The 24,391-nt window shown below is 29.7% G+C and carries 25 protein-coding genes; all 25 read left to right on the plus strand.

Annotation, left to right across the window (positions count from 1 at the left end; translation table 11 throughout):
• The first annotated feature begins 7 nt into the window (after positions 1-7).
• The 25 genes from IW18_RS04080 to neuC all read left to right on the plus strand — a co-directional run bounded on the left by IW18_RS04080 (position 8) and on the right by neuC (position 24,379).
• Positions 8-781, plus strand: a complete 774-nt coding sequence (locus IW18_RS04080) for a Rossmann-fold NAD(P)-binding domain-containing protein (protein WP_041516290.1) — start codon at positions 8-10, stop codon at positions 779-781.
• Positions 782-798: 17 nt separating this feature from the next.
• Entirely contained in the window at positions 799-1,542 is a 744-nt protein-coding gene (locus IW18_RS04085) for a glycosyltransferase family 2 protein (protein WP_041516291.1), read from the plus strand.
• Positions 1,539-2,432: an NAD-dependent epimerase/dehydratase family protein gene (locus IW18_RS04090; protein ID WP_041516292.1), complete on the plus strand. Its 894-nt coding sequence runs from the start codon at positions 1,539-1,541 to the stop codon at positions 2,430-2,432. Before IW18_RS04085 ends, IW18_RS04090 begins: the two co-directional genes overlap by 4 nt.
• 15 nt (positions 2,433-2,447) lie before the next feature.
• Complete coding sequence (gene gmd / locus IW18_RS04095) at positions 2,448-3,566, plus strand: GDP-mannose 4,6-dehydratase (protein WP_041516293.1); 1,119 nt, start codon at positions 2,448-2,450, stop codon at positions 3,564-3,566.
• Between the two features lie 46 nt (positions 3,567-3,612).
• On the plus strand, positions 3,613-4,545 hold the full coding sequence (locus tag IW18_RS04100) for a GDP-L-fucose synthase family protein (RefSeq protein WP_041516294.1): 933 nt from the start codon (positions 3,613-3,615) through the stop codon (positions 4,543-4,545).
• 8 nt (positions 4,546-4,553) lie between these two features.
• Positions 4,554-5,504 (plus strand): MraY family glycosyltransferase, encoded by a 951-nt coding sequence (locus IW18_RS04105; RefSeq protein ID WP_041516295.1) that lies wholly within the window; start codon positions 4,554-4,556, stop codon positions 5,502-5,504.
• A gap of 4 nt (positions 5,505-5,508) precedes the next feature.
• Positions 5,509-5,937, plus strand: coding sequence for a WxcM-like domain-containing protein (locus IW18_RS04110; protein ID WP_041516296.1), 429 nt, complete (start codon positions 5,509-5,511; stop codon positions 5,935-5,937).
• A complete protein-coding gene (locus tag IW18_RS04115) occupies positions 5,927-7,069 on the plus strand; it encodes a DegT/DnrJ/EryC1/StrS family aminotransferase (protein WP_041516356.1) in 1,143 nt (380 codons plus the stop codon). Before IW18_RS04110 ends, IW18_RS04115 begins: the two co-directional genes overlap by 11 nt.
• Before the next feature lie 17 nt (positions 7,070-7,086).
• Positions 7,087-7,635, plus strand: coding sequence for a dTDP-4-dehydrorhamnose 3,5-epimerase (gene rfbC / locus IW18_RS04120; protein ID WP_041516297.1), 549 nt, complete (start codon positions 7,087-7,089; stop codon positions 7,633-7,635).
• Positions 7,635-8,480, plus strand: a complete 846-nt coding sequence (rfbD, locus tag IW18_RS04125; protein WP_041516298.1) for a dTDP-4-dehydrorhamnose reductase — start codon at positions 7,635-7,637, stop codon at positions 8,478-8,480. Before rfbC ends, rfbD begins: the two co-directional genes overlap by 1 nt.
• 85 nt (positions 8,481-8,565) lie before the next feature.
• A complete protein-coding gene (rfbA, locus tag IW18_RS04130; RefSeq protein ID WP_041516299.1) occupies positions 8,566-9,450 on the plus strand; it encodes a glucose-1-phosphate thymidylyltransferase RfbA in 885 nt (294 codons plus the stop codon).
• An 84-nt stretch (positions 9,451-9,534) separates the two neighbouring features.
• Entirely contained in the window at positions 9,535-11,502 is a 1,968-nt protein-coding gene (locus IW18_RS04135) for a polysaccharide biosynthesis protein (RefSeq protein WP_041516300.1), read from the plus strand.
• Positions 11,503-11,666: 164 nt separating this feature from the next.
• Entirely contained in the window at positions 11,667-12,533 is an 867-nt protein-coding gene (locus IW18_RS04140; RefSeq protein WP_041516301.1) for an ABC transporter permease, read from the plus strand.
• A 57-nt stretch (positions 12,534-12,590) separates the two neighbouring features.
• Positions 12,591-13,883 carry an ABC transporter ATP-binding protein gene (locus IW18_RS04145; RefSeq protein ID WP_041516302.1) on the plus strand — a complete coding sequence of 431 codons (1,293 nt, stop codon included), beginning with the start codon at positions 12,591-12,593 and terminating at the stop codon, positions 13,881-13,883.
• Positions 13,884-14,594: an FkbM family methyltransferase gene (locus IW18_RS04150; RefSeq protein ID WP_052480077.1), complete on the plus strand. Its 711-nt coding sequence runs from the start codon at positions 13,884-13,886 to the stop codon at positions 14,592-14,594.
• A 4-nt stretch (positions 14,595-14,598) separates the two neighbouring features.
• The gene (locus tag IW18_RS04155; RefSeq protein WP_041516303.1) at positions 14,599-15,480 is read left to right on the plus strand and encodes an alpha-1,2-fucosyltransferase; all 882 of its coding nucleotides are present in this window, start codon (positions 14,599-14,601) and stop codon (positions 15,478-15,480) included.
• Entirely contained in the window at positions 15,465-16,493 is a 1,029-nt protein-coding gene (locus IW18_RS04160; protein ID WP_052480078.1) for a glycosyltransferase family 2 protein, read from the plus strand. Before IW18_RS04155 ends, IW18_RS04160 begins: the two co-directional genes overlap by 16 nt.
• 1 nt (position 16,494) lies before the next feature.
• On the plus strand, positions 16,495-17,466 hold the full coding sequence (locus IW18_RS22600) for a glycosyltransferase family 2 protein (RefSeq protein ID WP_052480079.1): 972 nt from the start codon (positions 16,495-16,497) through the stop codon (positions 17,464-17,466).
• A gap of 80 nt (positions 17,467-17,546) precedes the next feature.
• Complete coding sequence (locus tag IW18_RS04170; protein WP_041516304.1) at positions 17,547-18,680, plus strand: glycosyltransferase; 1,134 nt, start codon at positions 17,547-17,549, stop codon at positions 18,678-18,680.
• A complete protein-coding gene (locus IW18_RS22605; protein WP_052480080.1) occupies positions 18,681-19,622 on the plus strand; it encodes a glycosyltransferase family 2 protein in 942 nt (313 codons plus the stop codon).
• A 3-nt stretch (positions 19,623-19,625) separates the two neighbouring features.
• Positions 19,626-20,639, plus strand: a complete 1,014-nt coding sequence (locus IW18_RS04180; RefSeq protein ID WP_041516305.1) for a glycosyltransferase family A protein — start codon at positions 19,626-19,628, stop codon at positions 20,637-20,639.
• Entirely contained in the window at positions 20,640-21,524 is an 885-nt protein-coding gene (locus IW18_RS04185; protein ID WP_041516306.1) for a glycosyltransferase family 2 protein, read from the plus strand. It abuts the gene before it with no gap.
• Position 21,525: 1 nt separating this feature from the next.
• A complete protein-coding gene (locus IW18_RS04190; RefSeq protein WP_041516307.1) occupies positions 21,526-22,194 on the plus strand; it encodes an acylneuraminate cytidylyltransferase family protein in 669 nt (222 codons plus the stop codon).
• Positions 22,195-22,209: 15 nt separating this feature from the next.
• Positions 22,210-23,250, plus strand: a complete 1,041-nt coding sequence (gene neuB, locus IW18_RS04195) for an N-acetylneuraminate synthase (RefSeq protein WP_041516308.1) — start codon at positions 22,210-22,212, stop codon at positions 23,248-23,250.
• Between the two features lie 4 nt (positions 23,251-23,254).
• Positions 23,255-24,379 (plus strand): UDP-N-acetylglucosamine 2-epimerase, encoded by a 1,125-nt coding sequence (neuC, locus tag IW18_RS04200; protein ID WP_041516309.1) that lies wholly within the window; start codon positions 23,255-23,257, stop codon positions 24,377-24,379.
• Positions 24,380-24,391: the final 12 nt, after the last annotated feature.

The following is a 24,391-nucleotide window of genomic DNA, read 5'->3' on the forward strand; positions in this document are numbered from 1 at the left end:
TCATTTAATGAATAATGCTAATATTTGTATACTCATCCTTTCTACAAAGGCAGAGAGTTATAGAGGTTTTATAACTTCAATTGAAAATAGCTGGTATAAAGAAGCAGTTAATAAAGGTTTTAAAGTTTTCTTTTATAGTGGAGGACATTCTGAAAACTGTGTTTACAGTCATAATGAAATTAGAGTTACAGAAGCTGATTCGATTGAAAATTGCTACAGAAAATTTGTTAGCGCAAAAAATGTTTTATTAGATAATTATCCAGATGTTGAACTGATATACAGAACTAATCTTTCCTCTTATATTGATATTTCTAATTTTAGTAAATATATCAATAAATGCTCTTTTGATAATGATTCCTATCATGGTGTACAAGGCAAAGCAAATTTATGGAGTGAGATTTTTTTTAAAAATAAATATCTTCACTTATTATTAAAATATTTGCATCTAGGACCTAAAGTTAGTTTTTTTAGTGGAGCAGGTTTTTTTATAGGGACAAAATTGTGTAACACTCTTTCTTTAGATGATTCTAAGAATTATTTAATTGATGATGTTGAGATTGGCAGACAGATTACAAAATTTAAAGCACATAACGTTAAATATGAGAGGATTTACGTAACAGACTCTTATGTTAAAATAAAAAAGAAAGACTTAGATGTTTTGGTTAACGATTTTATGCTTTTTCATTATAAGTTTAAAACTTCAGATCGGAATGCTGATATTGATAATGTTGCAAAATTTTCTAGTTTAGATTTTAGAAGTAACTTATTGACGACCTCTTAATTATTAAAAAAAAGATATTGAAAATTTCATTAATTACAGTTTGCTATAATAGTGCAGAGACTATCGAAAAAACAATTGTTTCAGTAGCTAGTCAAACTTATGAAAATATTGAATATATAATTATTGATGGTAATTCTAAAGATAATACTTTAGAAATTATTCAAAAATATAACAATCAAATTTCAAAATGGATTTCTGAACCAGATAAAGGACTTTACGATGCCATGAATAAAGGAGTCAATTTGGCAACGGGAGACTTAATTGGTATACTTAATTCTGATGATACTTTTGATTCAGATTCTGTAATTGAAAAAATTGCTAATTTTCACAAAGAAAATAATATTGATGCGTCTGTCGGGAACATCATTCAGCATAGAGCTGATGGTAAAATCGTAAGGGTATATACTTCTAAATACTGGAATTCAGAAAAACTTAGAATTGGATTTATGCCGCCACATCCTTCCATTTTTTTTAAAAGAGAGCTTTTTAATGAATACGGGGGCTATAATTTAGGCTTCAAAATAGGAGCTGATTATGAGTTAATAACACGTTTCTTTTTGAAAAACAAAATTGTTTGGAAATATTCAGGTATAACCACTACAGCAATGTTAGTAGGAGGACTGAGTAGTTCGGGAGCTTCTTCTTATAAATTGATTACAAAGGAAATTCAAAAAGCTCTTTCAATGAATGGAATTGATTTTTCGCCATTAAAAATAAAAATGCGTTTCCTGTGGAAAATAATAGGATTCTTGAGAAAATGAAAGTAACAATAACTGGAGCATCTGGTTTTGTTGGCCAGAATCTAATTAATTATCTTAAATCACATAAGGTAAATACCTTAAGTGTTAGATATATTTTTAATCAAAAATTGGAGATTAAAAGTGATTGTCTTATTCATCTTGCAGGAAAAGCTCATGATTTAAAGAAAGTTTCTAAGCCTAATGATTATTATGAAGGTAATTATGAATTAACAAGACAATTATTTGATTCTTTTCTAGATTCTGAAGCTTCTGTTTTTATTTTTATGAGTACGGTTAAAGCAGCGGCGGATAAAGTAGAAGGTGTTTTAATCGAAGAAACAACTTCACATCCAAAAACACATTATGGAATTTCAAAACGTCAAGCGGAAGAATATATTTTATCTAAAAACCTGCCGAAAGGTAAAAGAGTTTATGTTCTTAGACCTTGCATGATCCACGGACCAGGAAACAAAGGTAATCTTAATTTATTGTATCAATTAGTTGCTAAGGGAATTCCCTGGCCATTAGGAGCTTTTGAAAATCAAAGATCATTCTTGAGCATTGAGAATTTATGTTTTGTTATAAAAGAATTATTGGAAAATGATTCTATACCTTCAGGAATTTATCAAGTATCAGATAATCAAACAATATCAACTAATCAATTGATAAAATATTTAGGAGAAACTTTAGAAAAAAAGAATAGGATAATTTACCTTTCACAAGGTATTATACATTTTATTTCAAGATTAGGAGATAAGCTAAATTTACCCTTAAATACGGAACGTTTGGAAAAATTAACTGAAAGTTACATTGTGAGTAATGAAAAGATTGTAAAAGCAATTGGGAAATCATTACCAGTATCAGTAGAAGCAGGCTTGAAAAGAACATTTGCATCATTTAAAAAAAAATAAAAAAAATTATAGAAAATGAAAATTGCACTTATAACAGGAATTACAGGACAAGATGGTTCATACCTGGCAGAATTATTATTAGAAAAAGGTTATATGGTTCATGGTGTTAAAAGAAGAGCTTCTTCTTTTAATACGCAGCGTATTGATCATATCTATCAGGATCAACATCAAGCCCATGTAAATTTTACTTTACACTATGGAGATTTAACAGATTCGACAAATATTATTCGAATTATTCAAGAGGTACAGCCTGATGAAATCTATAATTTAGGTGCGATGAGTCATGTAAAGGTTTCTTTTGATTCGCCGGAATATGTAGCTAATGTTGATGGTATTGGTACATTAAGAATTTTAGAAGCAGTACGTATTTTAGGATTAGAAAAGAAAACGCGTATATATCAGGCATCAACATCTGAATTGTATGGTGGTTTGGCCGAGAATAAAAACGAAAAAGGATTTTATGATGAGCATTCACCTTTTTATCCACGTTCACCTTATGGAGCTGCAAAAATTTATGGTTTCTGGATTACAAAAAATTATCGTGAAGCTTATAATATGTTTGCATGTAATGGAATTTTGTTTAATCACGAATCTCCACGTCGTGGAGAAACTTTTGTAACTCGTAAAATAACGATGGCTACCGCTGCAATTGCTTTAGGAGAACAAGATTGCCTTTATTTAGGGAATTTAGAAGCTCAACGTGATTGGGGACATGCAAAAGATTATGTAGAAGCAATGTGGCGTATTCTACAACAGGAAGTTCCAGAAGATTATATTATTGCAATGGGAGAAACTACCTATGTACGTGATTTTGTAAAAATGTCGTTTTCAGAAGTAGGTATAGATATTGAATTTAGAGGTGAAGGAGTAGATGAAAAAGGATATGTAGCTTCTTGTAGTAATCCTGATTATCAACTTGAGTTAGGAAAACAAATTATAGCTGTTGATCCACAATATTTCCGTCCTACTGAAGTCGATTTGCTTATTGGGGATCCTACTAAATCGAAAACTCAATTAGGTTGGGTACCTAAATACGATTTGGCTGGATTGGTAAAAGAAATGATGGCATCTGATATACTGTATGTTAAAAAAGAAAAGATGTTAAAAGAGGTAAGATCATCGATTAATTATTAATTGAGAAAAACAAAATAATTTTATTCTTGAATTAGAAATTAGCACTATGAATTTAGAAGATAAAATATACATAGCTGGACACCGCGGAATGGTGGGTTCGGCTATTTTACGCCAATTAAAAGCTGAAGGTTATACAAAATTTATACTAAAAACTTCTTCAGAGCTGGATTTAAGAAATCAACAAGCTGTTGCTGACTTTTTTCAAAAAGAAAAGCCAGATTATGTTTTTTTAGCAGCGGCAAAAGTAGGAGGTATCATTGCTAATAATACCTACAGAGGTGATTTTATATATGAAAATTTGATGATACAAAATAATGTTATTCATCAATCTTATCTGAATAATGTAAAGAAATTAATGTTTCTGGGATCATCTTGTATTTATCCAAAAATGGCTCCACAGCCATTAAAAGAAGAATATATGCTTACTGGAGAATTAGAACCTACAAATGAACCATACGCCATTGCTAAAATCGCAGGTATTAAAATGTGTGATGCTTATAGAGATCAGTTTGGTTGTAATTTTATTTCGGTTATGCCTACAAATTTGTACGGACCAAATGATAATTATGATTTAAAGAATTCTCATGTATTGCCAGCTATGTTGCGAAAATTTATTACGGCTAAACGTAATGGTGATACTTCTGTGACTATTTGGGGAACAGGAAGCCCAAAAAGAGAGTTTTTACATGCCAATGATCTTGCTGAAGCTTGCGTATTTTTAATGGAAAATTATAATGATTCAGGATTAGTTAATATTGGAGTTGGAGAGGATATTTCAATTTTAGATTTAGCAGTTTTAGTTAAAAAAATTGTTGATTTTAAAGGGGAAATTTTAACAGATACAAGTAAGCCAGACGGTACTCCTCGTAAATTAATGGATGTGTCTAAATTAAACGGTCTTGGTTGGAAGGCTAAAACTAGTTTAGAACAGGGTATTCAGAAAGTCTTCAACGAAATAAAAGATTCTAATTGGGAATAATTTCATAAATGGAATATACAATACTCGGATTTATTTTAATGATTATAATGCTGCTTTATTTTAAAGTAGCAGATCGTTTTAATATTATTGACAAGCCTAATCAGAGAAGTTCACATACTGAAATAACATTAAGAGGTGGTGGAATTATCTTTTGGTTTTCAGCTTTATTATATTTTGCACAACATATTCAAAACAACTATTTTTTCTTTACAGGAATAACTTTAGTTAGCTTAGTTAGTTTTTGGGACGATATCCAAAGTCTCTCCAATAAAATTAGAATAGGTATTCACTTTCTTTCTATTACCTTGATTTTTTATGACTTAGGTTTGTTTACTGTAGTTCCTGTTTGGGGAGTTATAATAGCTTACATCTTAGCTATCGGACTTATAAATGCTTATAATTTCATGGATGGAATTAATGGAATTACGGGGTTGTATACGTTAGTTGTAATGGGGAGTTTATTATATGTGAATGCAACAATTCAGCTTTTCGTAGATACTAGTTTTATAAAATATGCAATGATTGCAAGTTTAGTTTTTTTATTTTTTAATTATAGAAAAAAAGCCAAATGCTTTGCCGGTGATGTTGGTAGTATTGCAATTGCATTTTGGATAATTTACTTTATTCTAAAACTTATTCTAATTACAAATTCTCTAGTTTGGCTTCTGTTTTTAGCCATTTATGGAGTCGATACTGTATGTACAATCATTCATCGTTTATATTTAAAACAAAATATTTTCGAAGCACACAGATTGCATTTATATCAGGTTTTAAGTAACGAGTATAAAATTGATCATAGGCTAGTTTCAGTGTTTTATGCAATTGCACAAACATTAATTTCCATTATAGTTATTTCGATATATCAAAAAGTAGCAGATACAACATTGTTCACAATTGTTATTGCGCCTTTACTTATTGTCTATAGTTTAAAATTTTATTTGTTGAAAAAAAAAACTTAAAAGTATGATTCCTAAAGTCATTCAGGGAGGAAATTTCTCTGATCATCGGGGGACTATTTCGTATGTAAATGATTTTAGTTTTAAGGATATTGAAAGATTTTACATCATTAGTAATTCTGACGAAAATCCAATCCGCGCTTGGCAGGGACATAAATTAGATGCGAAAAATTTTTATTGTTTAAGTGGTTCTTTCAAAATTCATTTTGTGAAAATAGATAATTGGAAAAAACCATCGAAAGATTTAAAAATAGAAACCATTTTTGTTTCTGCGTCAGAAAGTAAGATTGTCCATATTCCTATGGGATATGCGAATGCAATTCAATCATTAGAAAAAGACTCTAAATTAATTTCATTTTCGACGTTGCCACTTGCAAATGTTAGTGAAGATGATGTTCGATATGATTCGAATTATTGGGAGATTAATGGATTCTAAAAGAATTTTTTTGTCATTAGCCGAGCAAAGTGGTTTTGAGAGACAATACGTTCAAAAAGCACTAGATTCCAGTTGGATTACTTCTGGAGGTCCAAATGTTGATAATTTCGAAAAGGAATTAGAAAACTATATTAAAGAGGGTTCATTTGTTACAGCTTTGAATTCTGGTACATCTGCCATTCATTTAGCATTAATTTTATTAGAGGTTAAGGTTGGTGATGAGGTGATTTGCCAAAGTATGACATTTTCGGCTTCGGCTAATCCAATTTTATATCAAGGGGCTACTCCGATTTTTATTGATAGTGAATTAGATACTTGGAATATTTGTCCTGAAAATTTAGAGATCGCAATTAAGGAAAGAATTAAAGGAGGAAAAAAACCGAAAGCAATTATAGCGGTTCATCTTTATGGAAGCCCATACAAAGTTGATGAAATTCAGGCTATCGCTGATCGATACGGTATTCCAGTCATAGAGGATAGTGCAGAGGCATTAGGAAGTTCTTACAAAGGGAAAAAGTGTGGGACTTTTGGAGATTTTGGAATTTTATCCTTTAACGGAAATAAGATTATAACCACTTCAAGCGGAGGAGCATTAGTTGCAAATTCACAACATATAAAAGAAAAGGCACTTTTTTTTGCAACACAATCGAAAGATGAGGGGGCACATTATCAACATAGTCAAGTTGGGTATAATTTTCGAATGAGTAATATTTGTGCTGGTGTTGGACTTGGACAAATGAAGATTCTCGAACAGAATATAAAATCAAGAAGAAGTATTAATAATTTTTATAGAGAAATTTTTCATGATCTAAAGGGAGTAACGCTTTTTGAAATTGTCAATCAAGATTATTTCTCGAATTATTGGTTAAGTGCAATTTTGATTGAGCCAAATAAGATAACAAATAAAAATAGAGAAAGTTTAAGACTGGCTTTTGAAAATGCTAATATAGAAAGTCGTCTACTTTGGAAGCCAATGCACTTACAACCTCTATTCGAAAAATATCCTTATTACGGCAAAAATGTTGCAGAGGAGTTATTCGAAAAAGGATTGTGCCTTCCGTCAGGATCGAATATAACAATGGAGAATAAAAATAGAATCAAAGAAGTAATTAATACTTTTTTTAATAATTAAAGGAATACCATTTTAACATGAAGATTGAAGAAACATTTATAAAAGATTTAGTTATTCTAGAACCAATTGTTTTTGGAGATGAAAGAGGTTACTTTTTTGAATCTTACAGTAAAACTAAATTTGAAGACTTAAATATCAATATTGAATTTGTGCAGGATAATCAATCATTCTCTAAAAAAGGAACATTACGTGGTTTACATTATCAAAATCCTCCTTTTGCACAAACAAAATTGGTTCGTGTTTTAGAAGGAGAAATTATTGATGTAGCGGTAGATTTAAGAAAAGATTCTCCGACTTTCGGAAAGGCATTTAGTGTTCTGCTATCGGCAGAAAATAAAAAACAATTACTAGTTCCTCAGGGATTTGCACATGGTTTTTCGGTTATTAGCGAGACTGCTTCTGTAATGTATAAATGTGATCAGTTTTATAATAAAGCTTCAGAGGGCGGAATTAAATATGATGATCCATCATTGAATATTGATTGGGGAATGGATTTGAAGAATGCAATAGTTTCTGAAAAAGATCAAATACTTCCTTTTATTGACAATTGTAATAGTTTGTTTTAATGAAGAAGATACTTGTAACAGGAGCAAATGGACAGTTAGGATCTGAATTATCGACCTTATCGTCAAAATATACACAATACAATTGGGTCTTTGCGGATAGAACTCAAATTACATTAGATAATTTAGATATTCTAAAAATACAGTTAAACGAAATTAAACCTGATATAATTCTAAATTCTGGTGCTTATACAGCAGTTGATAAAGCGGAAACTGAAAAGGAATTAGCTTTTACGATAAATCATCTGGCAATCGAGTTAATTGCAAAATATGCATCAGAAAATAATGTTAAGTTAATTCACATTTCTACTGATTATGTTTTTGATGGAACTTCTTCGCTTGCTTTAACTGAAGAGGCAGAAACAAATCCGATTAATATTTACGGAGCTAGTAAGAGAGCTGGGGAGATTGCGTGTTTACAACAAAATCCGGATTCAGTTATCATTAGAACGTCTTGGGTTTATAGTAAATTTGGAAATAATTTTGTAAAAACAATGCAGCGATTGATGCAGGAAAAAGAATCAATTAATGTTGTGAATGATCAAATAGGGTCACCAACTTATGCAGCTGATCTTGCTCAGGCAATGATGGATATTATAGTATCTTCAAAATGGATTTCAGGTATTTATAATTATTCAAATGAAGGAGAAATAAGTTGGTATGAATTTGCGTTGACTATAAAAGACTTTGGGGGCTATAATTGTAATGTTGGGGGGATATCTTCAACTTCATATCCGACACCTGCTAGACGTCCCGAATTTTCATTGTTAGACAAGAAAAAAATAAAAGAAGTTTATAATTTAGATGTTCCGAATTATAAAGAGAGTTTAAAGAAAATGTTTATTTAAAGAAAGGAGATTTTAAGATTTTATTTTAGTATTTCAATGATAAGAAATCTAAAATGTAATATCTAAAAATGTAATAACAAAGTATATGAAAGGAATTATTTTAGCCGGAGGTTCTGGCACACGTTTACACCCTTTGACTCTTGCAATGAGTAAACAAATGATGCCTGTTTACGATAAACCGATGATTTATTATCCGTTATCAACTTTAATGATGTCTGGAATAAGTGAAATATTAATTATCTCCACTCCACATGATTTACCAAATTTTAAAAAATTATTAGGAGATGGTTCGTCTTTAGGTTGCAAATTTAGCTATGCAGAACAAGCCATTCCTAATGGATTAGCGCAAGCTTTTGTGATAGGCGAAGAATTTATTGGGGATGACGATGTTGCATTGATTTTAGGAGACAATATCTTTTTTGGATCTAATATGCAGGAATTGCTGAAATCTAATACAGAGCCACAAGGAGGAGTAGTCTTTGCTTATCATGTTTCAGATCCAGAACGATATGGAGTTGTTGAATTTGATGAGAGTTTTAAAGCGATTTCTATTGAAGAAAAACCTGAAGAACCAAAATCAAATTATGCTGTACCAGGATTATATTTTTATGATAATTCTGTCGTAGAAATTGCAAAAAATATTAAGCCTAGCGCTCGTGGAGAGTATGAGATTACCGATGTCAATAAAGTTTATCTAGAAAGAGAAGCTTTAAAAGTTGGAATTTTAAGTAGAGGTACAGCATGGCTCGATACAGGAACTTTTAATAGTTTGATGCAGGCAGGGCAATTTGTTCAGGTACTTGAAGAAAGACAAGGATTAAAAGTAGGTTGTATCGAAGAAATTGCTTGGAGACAAGGATTCATAGACGATGCTCAACTTGAAGAACTGGCACTACCTTTAGTTAAATCGGGATACGGATCTTATTTAATAGAATTTTTAAAACAAAAGAAAAAAGGTGTTAAAGTGTAATTTTGATGCATAAATAATTTTTTAAAACCTTTAATTTGTATTTTTGTAAGTCATACAAAGTTTACAAAATTAAACTGAACCAAATTGGATAGAGATAAACAAACCAAAATAGCCTCTTTATTGCATAATTCTTTCTCACCAAGAAATTTAAGAGCTAGTATTAATAACCTAAGTTATTTACCTAGGTGGATTATCATTGCCATAGATATTATGGTATTGATTTTCTCATTTACTTTCACTTATATGTTGTTTGAAGGAACAGCATTGGGATATATTATTACTTCTCATGAATTCTATTTTGTAGGGAGTTTAATTGTCATCAATGTATTTTTCTTTTGGCTTTTTAGGACGTATTCAGGAATTATTAGACATTCCTCTTATATTGATGCAATAAAATTGTTGTTTTCTCAAATGTCAGTTTTAGTGTTTTTCTTGTTTTTTAATTTAGTTTTTGAATTATATACCGGACACAAAGCTTTTTTAAATACAGCCCTTTTTATCAATTTAGTATTGTCTTTCTGTGGATTGTTTTTGTATCGCGTAATTGTTAAACAAACTTTTGAACTATATTTTTCAGAGAAAACAAATTCTAAGTTAATTAGAACAGTTATTTATGGAACAGATGCAAATGCTATTTCTGTTGCAAATGCATTAAAGTTTGAAACTCCTTCACGTTTTAAAATTGTTGGGTTTGTAGATAAAAACAATCAGAATGCGTCTAAACGAATGTTAGATTTGCCGATTTTGATTTTAAGAAAAAAATTACCTGCGTTAATGCGTTCTGTAGCTGCTGAAGGTGTTATTATTGCTGATAAAAGTTTGTCTAAAGAAGAACAATTAATCATTGTTGACCAATGCTTAGAATTCAATTATAGAGTTTATACAGTTCCTTTGATTTCGGATTGGGAAAACCAAAAAGAAATATCTCAGAAAGTAAAAAACATTCAAATTGAAGATTTATTAGAAAGAAAACCGATAGTTCTGGATAGTAAGTCAATTTCAAAACAATTAAAAGACAAGACTGTTCTTATTACTGGAGCTGCTGGATCTATAGGAAGTGAAATAGTAAGACAGGTCTTAGGTTTTAATCCAAAGATGGTTATTATTTTAGATCATGCAGAAACGCCTCTTCATAACTTGTGTTTAGAAACACTAGCCTTAGGTTCAGAGGCAAAAATTATTGCAGTTATTGCAGATGTTAGAAGCAAAAAAGCTTTAGAAAAAGTTTTTAAAAATTACAACCCACATGTCGTTTTTCATGCGGCAGCTTACAAACATGTACCTCTGATGGAGGAAAATCCATCACAAGCTATTCAGACCAACATTAAAGGAACTAAGAATTTAGCTGATTTATCTTGTAAGTATCATGTCAAAAAGTTTGTTATGGTGTCCACAGATAAAGCAGTTAATCCTAGTAACGTAATGGGAGCTAGTAAACGAATAGCTGAAAAATATGTGCAATCATTATTTTTAAAAAACCAAAAAGAAAATAATGAGGGATCGACTAAATTTATTACCACGCGTTTTGGAAATGTTTTAGGCTCAAATGGATCCGTTGTCCCTTTGTTTACTAAGCAAATTGCAGAAGGAGGTCCGGTTACTATAACTCATCAGGATATTATTCGTTATTTTATGACTATTCCGGAGGCTTGTCAATTAGTTCTCGAAGCTGGAGCAATGGGTAATGGAGGAGAGATTTATATCTTTGACATGGGTAAACCAGTGAAAATTATTGATCTGGCTAAAAAAATGATTAAACTGGCAGGTTTTATTCCTGATAAAGAAATAAAAATAAAAATTGTTGGTTTGAGACCTGGTGAAAAACTATATGAGGAATTATTGAATGATACTTCGAAAACATTACCAACTTATCATAATAAAATTATGATTGCTCAAGAGATACAAGATGAATATGAAAATTTACATATTGAGATTGATGAACTTATAGGTATTGCTGATTTTTATGAAAACGATGATATTGTCACTAAGATGAAAAAAATTGTTCCTGAATTTAAAAGTATGAACTCTACTTTTGAGGTCCTAGATAAGTAATTCTTTCATTAAATGGTCATGCTTAATAGCTAAAATATTAAAAGGTGTTTTTTTATAAAACGCCTTTTTGTTTTTTGGATGATTTATTAATGAATAAAAATCTTGTTAATTAAATAAATCTTGCTTTTTTAGAAATTATTTCGGCTAATTAGTTTAAAATAATAATGAACGACAACAATACCCCAAATGATTGGTTGTTTGAAATAACGCCCAAAAATAAATTCTTCTCACTAAATCTAAACGAAGTTTGGCAATATAGAGATTTGTTGCTGCTTTTCGTAAAACGTGATGTTATTACGGTTTATAAACAAACTGTTCTAGGACCACTTTGGTATTTAATTCAGCCTTTGTTTACTTCTATAACTTTTACTATAATATTTAATAATGTTGCCGGTATTGATACAGGTACCATTCCACCATTTTTATTTAATTTGGCTGGAATAACCGTTTGGAATTACTTCACAGCTTGTTTAACAGGAACATCAGATACTTTTAAGGCGAATGCTGCGATTTTTGGCAAAGTCTATTTTCCTCGAATTATTACTCCTTTATCAGTTGTGATTTCTAATCTAGTGAAGTTCGGAATTCAATTTTTTATTTTTGTTGCATTTTATGTTTTCTATTATTTTAAGGGAAGTAATTTAACAATTAATAGTTCTTTATTATTTTTTCCCTTTTTAATTGTTTTGATGGGACTTTTAGGACTAGGATTAGGAATGCTTATATCTTCAATGGTTACCAAATATCGTGATTTTAGCTATCTAATAACCTTTGGAATACAGTTATTGATGTATTTATCAGCAGTAATGTATCCTATGGAATTAATTAAAGATAAATTACCAAGTTACGGTTGGCTTGTTGAATATAATCCTTTGGCTTATATAATAGAAACAGCACGTTATATGCTTTTAAACGTGGGAAAAGTTTCAGTTCTAGGATTGTCATACACCTTGATAGTAACTATTGCGGTATTTTTTATTGGATTGTTGGTTTTTAATAAAACAGAAAAGAGTTTTATAGATACTGTTTAAAACTCAAAACTTACAATCTAAATATTTGATCTATTATTTTAAGATTTACAACTACCATTGAAAAAAGAAATAATTTTAAAGGCCAATAATATTTCTAAACAATACCGTTTAGGGCAGATAGGTACAGGAACTTTGAGACATGACATTAACCGTTGGTGGCATAGAATAAGGGGTAAAGAGAATCCGTATTTAAAAATTGGGGACATAAACGACCGCTCTACTAAAGGGAGTTCAGATTATGTCTGGGCTTTAAAAGATATTAATTTTGAAGTTGAACGAGGAGAGGTTCTAGGGATTATTGGAAAAAATGGTGCAGGTAAATCTACCTTATTAAAAATACTCTCAAAAGTAACAGCTCCAACGACTGGAAGTATAAAATCACGAGGCCGCATTGCCTCACTTCTTGAAGTTGGTACAGGATTTAATGGAGAAATGACCGGAAGAGAAAATATTTTTCTGAATGGAGCAATTCTCGGAATGACTAAAAAAGAGATAAATTCTAAGCTTGATGAAATTGTTGAGTTTTCAGGATGCGAACGTTACATTGATACTCCTGTAAAAAGATATAGTTCTGGAATGACAGTTCGTTTAGCATTTGCAGTGGCTGCTTTTTTAGAACCAGAAATTTTGGTTATCGATGAAGTTTTAGCTGTAGGAGACGCAGAGTTTCAGAAAAAAGCTATTGGAAAAATGCAGGATATTTCTAAGGGAGAAGGAAGGACTGTTTTGTTTGTAAGCCATAATATGGCTGCAGTGAAGAGTTTGTGTACAATGGGAGTAGTTATGGAACATGGAACTATACAGTTTAATGGTAATATTGATGAAGCCATTAATTTTTATTTAAGTTCTGAAAAAAGTGATTTCAATAGTAATTCACTTGATGAATTTATTAAAAATCAGAACGATGATTTCTTTATTTTAAAAAAAGCTTTTCTATATCAAGATGATGCTCAGGATAATTATTTTTATACCAATAAAGAACTTCTTATAAGCATAGAATACAAAGTCATTAAAGAGGTTTTAGGATTAAGGATTGGATTTGATCTAGTCGATTTAAATAGTGGGATTGTTATTTTTAGATCTTTTCATGACGATTTAGAGAAAATGTCAATCAAAATAAATGAGGGATGTTACTTAATATCAGTTTCGATACCTGCGAATTTATTAAAAAATGGTGTTTTCGGAATTAAATTAGCAATAGGTATTCATAATGTTAGGTGGATAGTTTATGATGATGATCTAATGTTGAAATTTAATGCAATTAATATTGATGGATTAAATAGTGCTTATGCTGATTCGAGACCAGGACTAATTATGCCAAAATTATCATGGGAAAACAGAAATAATTAAATGAAAAATATCTTAAAAAGGATAAAGAAAAAAGTATTTTCAAATACTTTAGAATCAGAATTTCAAAAAATTTCGTATTCTCAATCTGGAGAAGATTTGATTGTAAAATACATCTTTGAAAATTTGAATATTAAAAATCCAACTTATATTGATATTGGTGCACATCACCCTTATTACATTAGCAATACTGCTTTATTTTATCAAAATGGTAGTATAGGAATTAATATAGAACCAGATCCAACTCTTTTTAAAGCTTTTATAAAAGAGAGAAAAAAAGATGTCAATGTTAATATAGGTATTGGCAATAAAAATGAGGAACTAGATTTTTATATTATTTCTTCTACAACACTAAACACTTTTTCTAAAGAAGAAGCGTATAATTATCAAAAAGAAGGAAATTATACAATTAAAAGTATTGAAAAAATTAAAGTTAGGACTTTATCAAATGTAATTAATGAATTTTCAAATGGTATTTTCCCGCAATTCCTAAGTATTGATGCAGAAGGAATTGATGAGCTTATTATTAAAAGTATAGATTTTGATAAAAATTTTCCTATTGTTATATGTATTGAGACAATTTCTTTTTCAAACAGTGGGAACGGCTTAAAAAATAAAGAATTGATTAAATACATTGAGCAAAAAGGATATTTGTTATATGCAGATACTAATATTAATTCCATATTTGTAAGAGAAAGTCTTTGGAGGAGATAATTAAATGATATTAATTAAATTGCAAGGAGGTTTAGGCAACCAAATGTTTCAATATGCCTTTGCAAGTGTCCTTGCGAGAAAAAATAATACCAAGATTGTTATTGAAGATAGCGTTTATAAACTAACAGAAAAAAAAGAAGGTTATACACCAAGAAATTTTGAACTTTCAATTTTTGATAATGAATATGTATTTGCAAAAAGAAGTGACACTTCATTATTTTCTACTTTGTCTATTATACAGAAAGTTAAGAAGAAAATTAATTTAAATTATCCAAAAATATTTAATGAACCTACATTCGAATACTCATTAAAAGCAAATTCACTTAAATCACCTGTTTTTGCAATTGGATACTTTCAAAGTTTTAAATATTTTATTGGTTTTGAGAGTTATATAAGAGATTTATTTGTTTTTCCAATGAATAGACTTTCCTCAAAAAATACAGATTTAATTTCCATTTTAAAAAACAAAAATACTATTGCAATTCATATTCGAAGAGGTGATTATGTAAATGATATAATAACAAATCAAGTACACGGTTCTTGTAGTTTTAAATATTACGAAGAAGCCATCTCGATCATAAATTCAAAAATAGAAAACCCAACTCTTGTTTTTTTTTCAGATGATTCAGTATGGGTAAAAGATAACTTTGGAGCTCTTATTTTTGATAAAATTTTTGTTGATCATAATAAAGAACTAGATAGTTGGATGGATATGTTCTTGATGAGTATTTGTAGTCATAATATAATAGCAAACAGTTCTTTTAGCTGGTGGGGCGCTTGGTTGAATGAAAATCCTGAAAAAATAGTCATCGCTCCCAAAAAATGGTTTCAGTCAAAAGAGATTGACATAAAATCTATAATTCCAGAAGAATGGATAGTATTATAAAAAAACCTAAAATAACAGTGTTAATGCCTGTATATAATTGCGAACTTTATATAAAAGAAGCAATTGACAGTATCTTAAACCAGACTTTTTTGGATTTTGAATTTATAATAATTGATGACGCTTCCACAGATGAAACATTGTCAATAATAAAAAGCTATCATGATAATAGAATAAAATTAATTGAAAAACCATTAAACACGGGGTATACTAATAGTCTAAATTACGGATTAAGCATTGCTAAAGGAGAATATATTGCCAGAATGGATGGAGATGATATAAGTTTTCCGGAAAGGTTTGAAAAGCAAATTGATTTTTTAGACAAAAATTTAGATGTAGTTGTTTGTGGAAGTTTTTTTAAAATAATCGGGACTGCTAAAATATTTGCCGTTTGTGAAAATCACGAAGAGATTAAACTCGCCATGCTGCAAGATTGTCCTATGGGACACCCAACGGTAATGATGAGAAAGAAAATTTTTCAAGAATATGATTTAATTTATGACAGAAGCAAAGAGCCTGCAGAAGATTATGATCTTTGGACAAGGTTATTAATGGTAGGGAAATTACACAATTTACAAGAAGTTTTACTGTATTATCGGATGCACAATTCTCAAGTTTCTAATAAAAGGAATAATGAGCAAAAACAGGCAGCAATAGAGATTAAATTGAACTTGTTAAATTATTTGAATTTTGAAAAAAATAATGAGAGTAGAAATGTTTTAAAGAAAATTATTCGAAGAGATGTGCTTGACTTTGAGGAAATGCAGCAATTTCCTGCGTTAAAAAATAAATTAATTCTTGCGAATGAAATTTCCTTTTTTGAGAAAACAGGTTTTGAAAAGTATCTCTTAAATCTTAAAAAAAATATATTTAAGGATTACTTTTTAAACAGAGAAAAGTATTCACCAAGAGTTTATTTTCAATATTTGAAAATCAAAAAAGAGTGGAAAAGCAAATTAATATTATTCCATGAAATAAAGTTGGTTATAAAGTCAATGATTTATTATAAAAAATAAATTGAAAAATCCATTAATATCCATAATAATCCCAACTTATAATAGAGCTCACTTAATAAGTGAAACTCTCGATAGCGTTTTGGCACAAACCTATACTAATTGGGAATGTATCATTGTTGATGATGGCTCAACTGATAATGCCTTTGAAGTATTAAATAGATATGTTATGCTGGACAATAGATTTAAGTATTTCGATCGTCCAACAGAAAAATTAAAGGGCCCTTCATCTTGTAGAAATTTTGGTATCGAAAAAGCCGCAGGAGAGTATATTGTTTTTTTAGATTCAGATGATTTACTTTCTGAAAAGTGTTTAGAAGATAGAATCGATTTTGTTCAATTAAACTTAGATTTTGATTTATGGATATTTAGAACCAAAACATTTCAAAAAGAAATTAATGATGGTGGTAGAGTCTTTAATAAGACAATGAAAACATATTCAGATACTTCATATTTAAAAATGTTTCTGAGTGGATTAAATCCGTTTTGCGTCACGAGTCCATTATGGAAATGTGATTTTCTAAAGTCTATAGATGGTTTTGATGAAAGATTATCAGTTTTTGAAGATCCAGAACTTCATATTAGAGCTTTTTTAAATGAAGGTAGATCAATAACTAGTCGTTCAGATAGTTGTGATAGCTTTTACAGAGTAAGTCACCCCGATTTCAATTTCCCAAGAAATAGGGAAAAAATGATAAAAACACACGAATCAGCATTTTTATTGTTTAAAACATATTTAGAAAAACACAATAAGATAATGCGCTCTAATTGTATTGATTTTTTTAAAAATTATGTTTTTTATGATGGAACTTTTTATGATTCTGTAAGGTTTTATTTTCTTTATTTAAGGTTTAATATTTTTAATTTTAAACAAATAATTCTAGTGCCTGTCATAATTCTTTATAAGTTGATGAAAATTGAAAACTTTAAAGGATTAGGTGTTTATAAATTAAGAAACTTAATATTTAGCAAGTAGATAAAAAAGTATTTACTGTTTAAAAAAACTATTATAATTGTTGGTCTTACAAGAACAGTAATAAAAACTATTCTATAAAAATGAAAATTCTTTTTGTTTCGATGCCATCTGTCCATGTCACTCGCTGGATAGAAAATTTAAAAGATGCAGATCACGAATTGCATTGGTTTGATGTTTTAGATAGAGGGAAGTTAGAAACATTGAGTTCTGTACATCAATTTACAGACTGGAAAAAAAGAAAGTTGCCCTATATAAAGGGGGAATATTTTTTGAAAAAAAAAATACCTCTATTATATGAAAAAATTGTTCCCAATCTTGAAGTGTCAGTAGAAGAGGCTTTTGAGAAAATAATTTTAGAAATTCAACCTGATGTTGTTCATAGTTTTGAATTACATTATTGTTCTTTCCCTATTTTGAAAGTAATGAAAAAATATATCCATATCAAATGGGTTTATTTTTGTTGGGGAAATGATATTTTCAGACATCAAGTTTTGAAAAGTGATTTAGAAAAAATTTCTTCCGTTTTAAAAAGAACAAATTTTTTAATAACAGATTGTAAAAGAGATTTCTTTTTAGCAGAAAAATATGGTTTTAAGGGGCAATTTTTAGGAGTTTTACCAGGAGGTGCAGGATATGATTTAGCACATATAAAATCAAGTTACAAAGAACTACATCCTCGAAAAATTATTTTGATAAAAGGATATCAAAATGAGATAGGAAGAGCCCTTTTTGTTTTAAAAGCGATAAAAACAATTATAAAAGATTTAGAAAAATTTGAAATTTATGTTTTTTCTGCCAGAGGAGAAGTTTCTAATTTTATTCTTTCAGATTTTGAATTGAGTAAAAAAGTTAAAATTTTGGGACAACTGAATCAATTAGAGTTGTTTCATTATTTTGGAAAATCCTTTTTGTATATAGGTAATAATATTTCTGATGGAATGCCTAATACATTGATAGAGGCATTATTATTAGGTGCATATCCCTTACAGTCAAATCCAGGTAATGCCACTTTGGAGCTCATTGGTAACAAATATTTTGGGATGACAATTGATAATCCTGAAAATCCTGAGGAAATTGCAAATAAGATAATGCAGATAATAGGACAAAAAGAAAGCCTCGTTTCTTTAGCCAGTTTGAATCATGAAAATGCACTTGAAGATTATAATTATGATAAAATAAAAGAAAAGATTTGTAATTTGTATAATTCGTTATAAATGAACCAGCCATTAGTTTCTATAATAATACCTAGTTTTAATAGAGCTCATTTAGTTGGTGAAACTCTTATTAGTGTAATTAACCAAACGTATAAAAATTGGGAATGTATCATTGTAGACGATAATTCGACAGATGAAACGATAAAAGTGATCAATTCTTTTCAGGAAAAAGACAATAGATTTAAATTAATAATCAAGCCAAAAGCATATAAACAAGGACCTAGTATTTCTAAGAATTTAGGTCTAAAAATAGCTGCCGGTGATTATATTCAATTTTTAGATTCTGATGATATTCTAAAGGAAAATAAAATTGAACAACAGATGAATTTACTTTTTCAGGAAAGTAAACGTACAATTGCAATCTGTAAATGGGGACAGTTTAACACACTTGATGAAGGAATCTCTATCTATGAAGGTAAAGATGATTATAGAAGTTTTGATAATTCAAAAGAGTATTTTGATTTAATTGGTTTACATGGGGGATTTTTTCCATGTCATAACTTTTTAATAAGTAAAGAACTAATCAATTTTGCAGGTTATTGGAATGAAAGTTTGACTGTTAATGATGATGGAGAATTCTTTTTTAGAATACTATTAAATACTGAAAAGATATTATTCTCTGATAAAACCTATGTGTTATATCGAAATAATTCACATGATAATTTAAGTGTTTTGAATTCAGAAAGTAAAGCTACCAGCTTATTGAATAGTTGGAAAATTATAGAAGTATTATTTATTACTAAATACGGTGAACGAGATTCTCTGTATATTAATAAAAAGAAAAGTAGTGTTTACAATGAATTTAAAAGAGCATATCCAAGGATAATATCTCAAAATAAAGATTTTTTTAAGCAGCAAATTAAAGAAGATACCTTAGTTAAGAAAATGATTAAATTAAAAAAAAGAATTAGAAATAGGATCAAAAAAACTTTTGGATTTTAGGTTATGCGCGTAGGTTATAATCCACACAAAGACCAAGTAAATGATGAATCTAAATATATTCATCAAATTATTATACCCGTTTATATACCCAATCAGGAAGGTTATTTTAAAGATAGTCTTGAGATTTTTAAACTGTGTATAGAATCTTTATTGGCTACAACTCACCAAAAAACTTTTATTACTATTGCTAATAACGGTAGTGATAAAATGGTATCAGATTATTTAGATACTCTCTTAAAGCAAAATAAAATCCAAGAACTTATTCATACCGAAAATATTGGTAAACTAAATGCAATAATCAAAGGTCTCGCAGGGAATAATATAGAATTAGTAACCATTTCAGATTCTGACGTGTTGTTTTTGCCCAATTGGCAACAAGAAACAGCTAAAATTTTTGCCAATGTCTCTAATGTTGGAACAGTTGGTATCGTGCCGCAATTTAAGATGTATGAACATTATTGTGGAAATATACTTTTTCATAATTTTTTCAATAAAAAGATGAGGTTTAGACCTGTCAAAAATTCAGATGCTTTAATTCGCTTCTACGATAGCATAGGTTGGGACAGAAGTTATAATCAGGATTATTTAAAATTTAACCTTGGAATAGAAATTAATTCTGAAATGAATGTTCTAGTTGGATCGGGGCATTTTGTAGCTACTTATCGAAAAAATATGTTCGAAGAAATGCCGTCATATTTCAGTCATAAAATGGGAGGAAATAGTGAGCTTTATTTGGATGAATTGCCTCTAAAAAAAGATTACTGGCGATTGACTACAGAAGATAATTATGCTTATCATATGGGGAATGTCCTGGAAGATTGGATGTTCGATAAGTCCAATCAAATTTTAAATAATAATGTAGTTTTTCAACATGATTTTACTGAAAAGAGAAAAATAAGCAAAATATTATATTTCATAAAAAATCGATTATTTGTAAAATTTATTTCAGTAAAATGGACAGTAAATTTATTTTTAAAATGGAAAAAATTGCCAGATAATATGATTAAGAAATATTAAATGCGAGTTTCAATTCTAATCGTTTCAAAAAATCGTAAAGTAGATTTACTTAAAACACTAATAATTCTCGATTCGTTAATCGATAAATCTCAAGTTGAAATTTTAGTTTTCTTGGATGGCTGTTCAGATGATTCAGAAAATCTTAAAGATGAATTGACTTGGGTAAAATGGTATGTTTCTCCAAAATCGATTGGAGCTTCAGCAGCCAGACATCAAATTTATCCTCTAGCCAATTCTGAGATTTTAATTGGTTTAGATGATGATGCCCATCCTTTGAATGAGGATTTTATATTTAAAGTTGAAACGTTATTTAATAAGTTCCCAAATGTTGGAATTCTTTCGTTTGAGGAAATAAAAGGGATTTATCCGTCCGATATTGAGGCATTAAAACACGCTGAAAAAGATAAGAAAGAATTTCTCACTTCCCAGTTTATTGGTTGTGGCTTTGCGATTCGAAAGTCTGTTTATAATCAAACAAATGGTTTTCCGTCATGGATTGATATTTACGGAGAAGAATCTTGTCTTTCTATTGAAGTATTAGCCAAAGGTTATGATGTTTTATATACGAATAAAATTAAAGTAAATCATAGAGTTAATAGAGAACAAAGGAAACAGAATAAACAAAACTACTTTAGATTTGGAAAGCAATTAAAAAATTCAACGTATTACTATTTAGTCTATTATCCTTTTCCCTTAATAAATATTTTAAAATTGTATTGGCATAATTTTAAAAAATATGCATTACTTGATTTTGAGTATTTTAAGATTTATTTTAAGACGGTCATTATTGTACTAATACATATTCCTGAAATTTTAAAATACAGAAAGCCTGTTGATAAAAGTTTGATTGTAAAAATGAGGAATTTATCTAATTTAAAATTTTGAGATGAAAAATATTGCTATAATTCCTGCACGTGGTGGCTCAAAAAGACTACCACAAAAAAATATAAAGTTGTTGGATGGGTTTCCACTGCTTTCCTTTAGTATCTTATTTGCACAAGAAAACAGTGAAATTATTGATGAAATTTATGTTTCGACTGATGATGAGGATATAAAAAATATTGCCTTAAAATACGGCGCAAAAGTTATTGATAGACCTCTGGAACTATCAGGAGATTTAGAGCCTACAGTTTCGGCATTAAAGCATGTTTTGCAAAGTATTGATTGTGATGTAGAAAATGTCATTTTACTACAAGCAACAAATCCAATTCGTCCGGAAAACTTGTTAAAGCAAGCATTTGAAATTTATCAAAAGCAAAACTGCAATAGTTTATTTACCGTTTCGAGGAATTATAAAAAATTCGGAAAAATAACAGATCAAAAATTCATCCCTTATAATTATAAAATTGGACAAAGAAGTCAGGATATTGACCCTCTTTATTTCGAAAATGGATTGCTTTATATTACAAAAGCATCCTTAATTCTTGAAGATATAATTATTTCTGAAGATGCATTTCCTTTAGAAATAGATCATATTTTTGCCAACGTCGATATCGATACACAAGAAGATTTTGATTACGCCAAATATTTATATCATAAACATATTAAAACCTAATTCATAACCTGCCTTATGAACCCATACATAGAAATAGCCGGAAGAAAAATAGGACAGAATTTTCCGCCATTAGTTATTGCCGAAATCGGAATTAATCATGAAGGTTCCCTGCAAGTAGCCAAAGAAATGGTAGATGCTGCACATAGAGCAGGTGCCGAAGTTGTAAAACATCAAACTCATATTGTTGAAGACGAAATGTGCGGTGCTGCTAAAAAAGTGATTCCAGGAAATGCAGATGTTTCTATTTATGAAATAATGGAGCGTTGCTCGTTGAATGAAGAGGAAGAATTGGAACTTAAAAATTATGTCGAAAGCAAAGAAATGATTTTTATATCGACACCATTTTCCCGAGCGGCAGCAGAACGTCTAAAAAAGTTCGATATTCCAGCATATAAAATAGGTTCTGGCGAATGTAATAATTATCCTTTGTTAGAACATATTGCTTCGTTTGGAAAACCTGTAATATTAAGCACAGGAATGAATACCATAGAAAGTGTACAAAAAGCAGTAGCAATTTTTGATCAATACAATGTTCCAGTAGCACTTTTGCATACAACAAATTTATATCCAACACCCATTCATTTGGTACGTTTTGATGCAATGATCGAATTACACCAAGCATTTCCTGATAAAGTTTTTGGCTTAAGTGATCATACTCTAAATAATAATGCCTGTTTGGGAGCTGTTGCTCTAGGCGCAAGTGTTTTAGAAAGACATTTTACAGATCATATGCAAAGAACAGGTCCGGATATTGTTTGTAGTATGGACGAAAAAGCGTGTAAAGAATTAATTACTTCATCAGCAGAAATAGCATTAATGCGTGGTGGAATTAAAAAACCAGCTTTAGAAGAACAAGTAACAATCGATTTTGCATTTGCAACCGTTTGTACAATAGTTCCAATTAAAAAAGGAGAAAAATTATCTAAAGAAAATATTTGGGTAAAACGACCAGGAACGGGTAAAATTTTAGCAGAACATTTTAATGATATAATTGGAAAAATAGCAAAAAGAGATATTCAAAATGATGAACAGTTAGATTTCTCTGATTTTGAATAATTCAATGAAAAAAATCCTATTTCTTACCGGTACGCGCGCCGATTTTAGTAAAATAAAATCACTAATTCAGACTCTTGAAAAGCAACAAGATTTTGAAGTCTATATTTTTGTTACCGGAATGCATTTGCAAGAAGTTTACGGGTACACTTTAATCGAGATTGAGAGATGTAATTTTAAAAACATCCATACATTCAAAAATCATACACATGAAACTACGATGGATTTAACGCTTGCTAAAACCATCGAAGGACTATCGGCATATTGCAAAGCGGTAAATCCAGATATGATAGTAGTGCATGGTGATAGAGTAGAAACGTTAGCAGGAGCAATTGTAGGATCACTCAATAATATTTTAGTTGCACATATAGAAGGTGGAGAGATTTCTGGTACTGTAGACGAACTAATTCGGCATAGTGTAAGTAAATTGAGCCATATTCATTTTGTATCCAACAAACAGGCACAAAAAAGATTGATACAAATGGGAGAAATAAAAGAATCAATATTTACAATTGGTTCCCCAGATGTCGATATTATGTTTTCAGACCATTTACCGGATTTAATTACAGCCCAAGCATATTATAAAATTGATTTTGAAAAATATGCAATAGTAATGTTTCATCCCGTTACTACCGAAATTAAAGAAATGCAGCAATATGTACAAAACTTTGTAACTTCATTACTGCAAGACAATCATAATTACATCGTTATTTTTCCAAATAACGATTTAGGAAGCCAATTTATCCTTGAAGAATATGAAAGACTGAAAGGAAATGAACGATTCAGAATTTTTCCGTCACTTAGATTTGAGTATTTTTTGACTCTATTAAAAAACAGTCAGTTTATTATTGGTAATAGTAGTGCAGGAATTAGAGAAGCTCCATATTATGGAATTCCTATAATTAATATAGGCACCCGCCAGCAAAATAGAGCTGTTCACGCTGATATTATCAATACAGATTATTCTGAAAAAGGTATAAAAAAGGCACTTTCAATTATAAACTCACATAAAGTAAAAAGTGTAGAAAATGATTTTGGTCATGGTAATAGTAACGAGCTATTTCTTCAATGTCTTAATAAAACAGATATTTGGCAACTCAATCATCAAAAACAATTTAGAGATTCAAATTAATGGTTACGTTTT

The sequence above is a fragment of the Flavobacterium hibernum genome (assembly GCF_000832125.1).
In the GTDB taxonomy this organism is placed as follows: domain Bacteria; phylum Bacteroidota; class Bacteroidia; order Flavobacteriales; family Flavobacteriaceae; genus Flavobacterium; species Flavobacterium hibernum.

What these genes read in the sequence shown, in the direction of transcription:
- IW18_RS04080 (WP_041516290.1), top strand. Translation starts at nt 8, where the DNA reads ATGAATAATGCTAATATTTGTATACTCATCCTTTCTACAAAGGCAGAG.
- IW18_RS04090 (WP_041516292.1), top strand. Translation starts at nt 1,539, where the DNA reads ATGAAAGTAACAATAACTGGAGCATCTGGTTTTGTTGGCCAGAATCTA.
- gmd (WP_041516293.1), top strand. Translation starts at nt 2,448, where the DNA reads ATGAAAATTGCACTTATAACAGGAATTACAGGACAAGATGGTTCATAC.
- IW18_RS04100 (WP_041516294.1), top strand. Translation starts at nt 3,613, where the DNA reads ATGAATTTAGAAGATAAAATATACATAGCTGGACACCGCGGAATGGTG.
- IW18_RS04105 (WP_041516295.1), top strand. Translation starts at nt 4,554, where the DNA reads ATGGAATATACAATACTCGGATTTATTTTAATGATTATAATGCTGCTT.
- IW18_RS04110 (WP_041516296.1), top strand. Translation starts at nt 5,509, where the DNA reads ATGATTCCTAAAGTCATTCAGGGAGGAAATTTCTCTGATCATCGGGGG.
- IW18_RS04115 (WP_041516356.1), top strand. Translation starts at nt 5,927, where the DNA reads ATGGATTCTAAAAGAATTTTTTTGTCATTAGCCGAGCAAAGTGGTTTT.
- rfbC (WP_041516297.1), top strand. Translation starts at nt 7,087, where the DNA reads ATGAAGATTGAAGAAACATTTATAAAAGATTTAGTTATTCTAGAACCA.
- rfbD (WP_041516298.1), top strand. Translation starts at nt 7,635, where the DNA reads ATGAAGAAGATACTTGTAACAGGAGCAAATGGACAGTTAGGATCTGAA.
- rfbA (WP_041516299.1), top strand. Translation starts at nt 8,566, where the DNA reads ATGAAAGGAATTATTTTAGCCGGAGGTTCTGGCACACGTTTACACCCT.
- IW18_RS04140 (WP_041516301.1), top strand. Translation starts at nt 11,667, where the DNA reads ATGAACGACAACAATACCCCAAATGATTGGTTGTTTGAAATAACGCCC.
- IW18_RS04150 (WP_052480077.1), top strand. Translation starts at nt 13,884, where the DNA reads ATGAAAAATATCTTAAAAAGGATAAAGAAAAAAGTATTTTCAAATACT.
- IW18_RS04155 (WP_041516303.1), top strand. Translation starts at nt 14,599, where the DNA reads ATGATATTAATTAAATTGCAAGGAGGTTTAGGCAACCAAATGTTTCAA.
- IW18_RS04160 (WP_052480078.1), top strand. Translation starts at nt 15,465, where the DNA reads ATGGATAGTATTATAAAAAAACCTAAAATAACAGTGTTAATGCCTGTA.
- IW18_RS04170 (WP_041516304.1), top strand. Translation starts at nt 17,547, where the DNA reads ATGAAAATTCTTTTTGTTTCGATGCCATCTGTCCATGTCACTCGCTGG.
- IW18_RS22605 (WP_052480080.1), top strand. Translation starts at nt 18,681, where the DNA reads ATGAACCAGCCATTAGTTTCTATAATAATACCTAGTTTTAATAGAGCT.
- IW18_RS04180 (WP_041516305.1), top strand. Translation starts at nt 19,626, where the DNA reads ATGCGCGTAGGTTATAATCCACACAAAGACCAAGTAAATGATGAATCT.
- IW18_RS04185 (WP_041516306.1), top strand. Translation starts at nt 20,640, where the DNA reads ATGCGAGTTTCAATTCTAATCGTTTCAAAAAATCGTAAAGTAGATTTA.
- IW18_RS04190 (WP_041516307.1), top strand. Translation starts at nt 21,526, where the DNA reads ATGAAAAATATTGCTATAATTCCTGCACGTGGTGGCTCAAAAAGACTA.
- neuB (WP_041516308.1), top strand. Translation starts at nt 22,210, where the DNA reads ATGAACCCATACATAGAAATAGCCGGAAGAAAAATAGGACAGAATTTT.
- neuC (WP_041516309.1), top strand. Translation starts at nt 23,255, where the DNA reads ATGAAAAAAATCCTATTTCTTACCGGTACGCGCGCCGATTTTAGTAAA.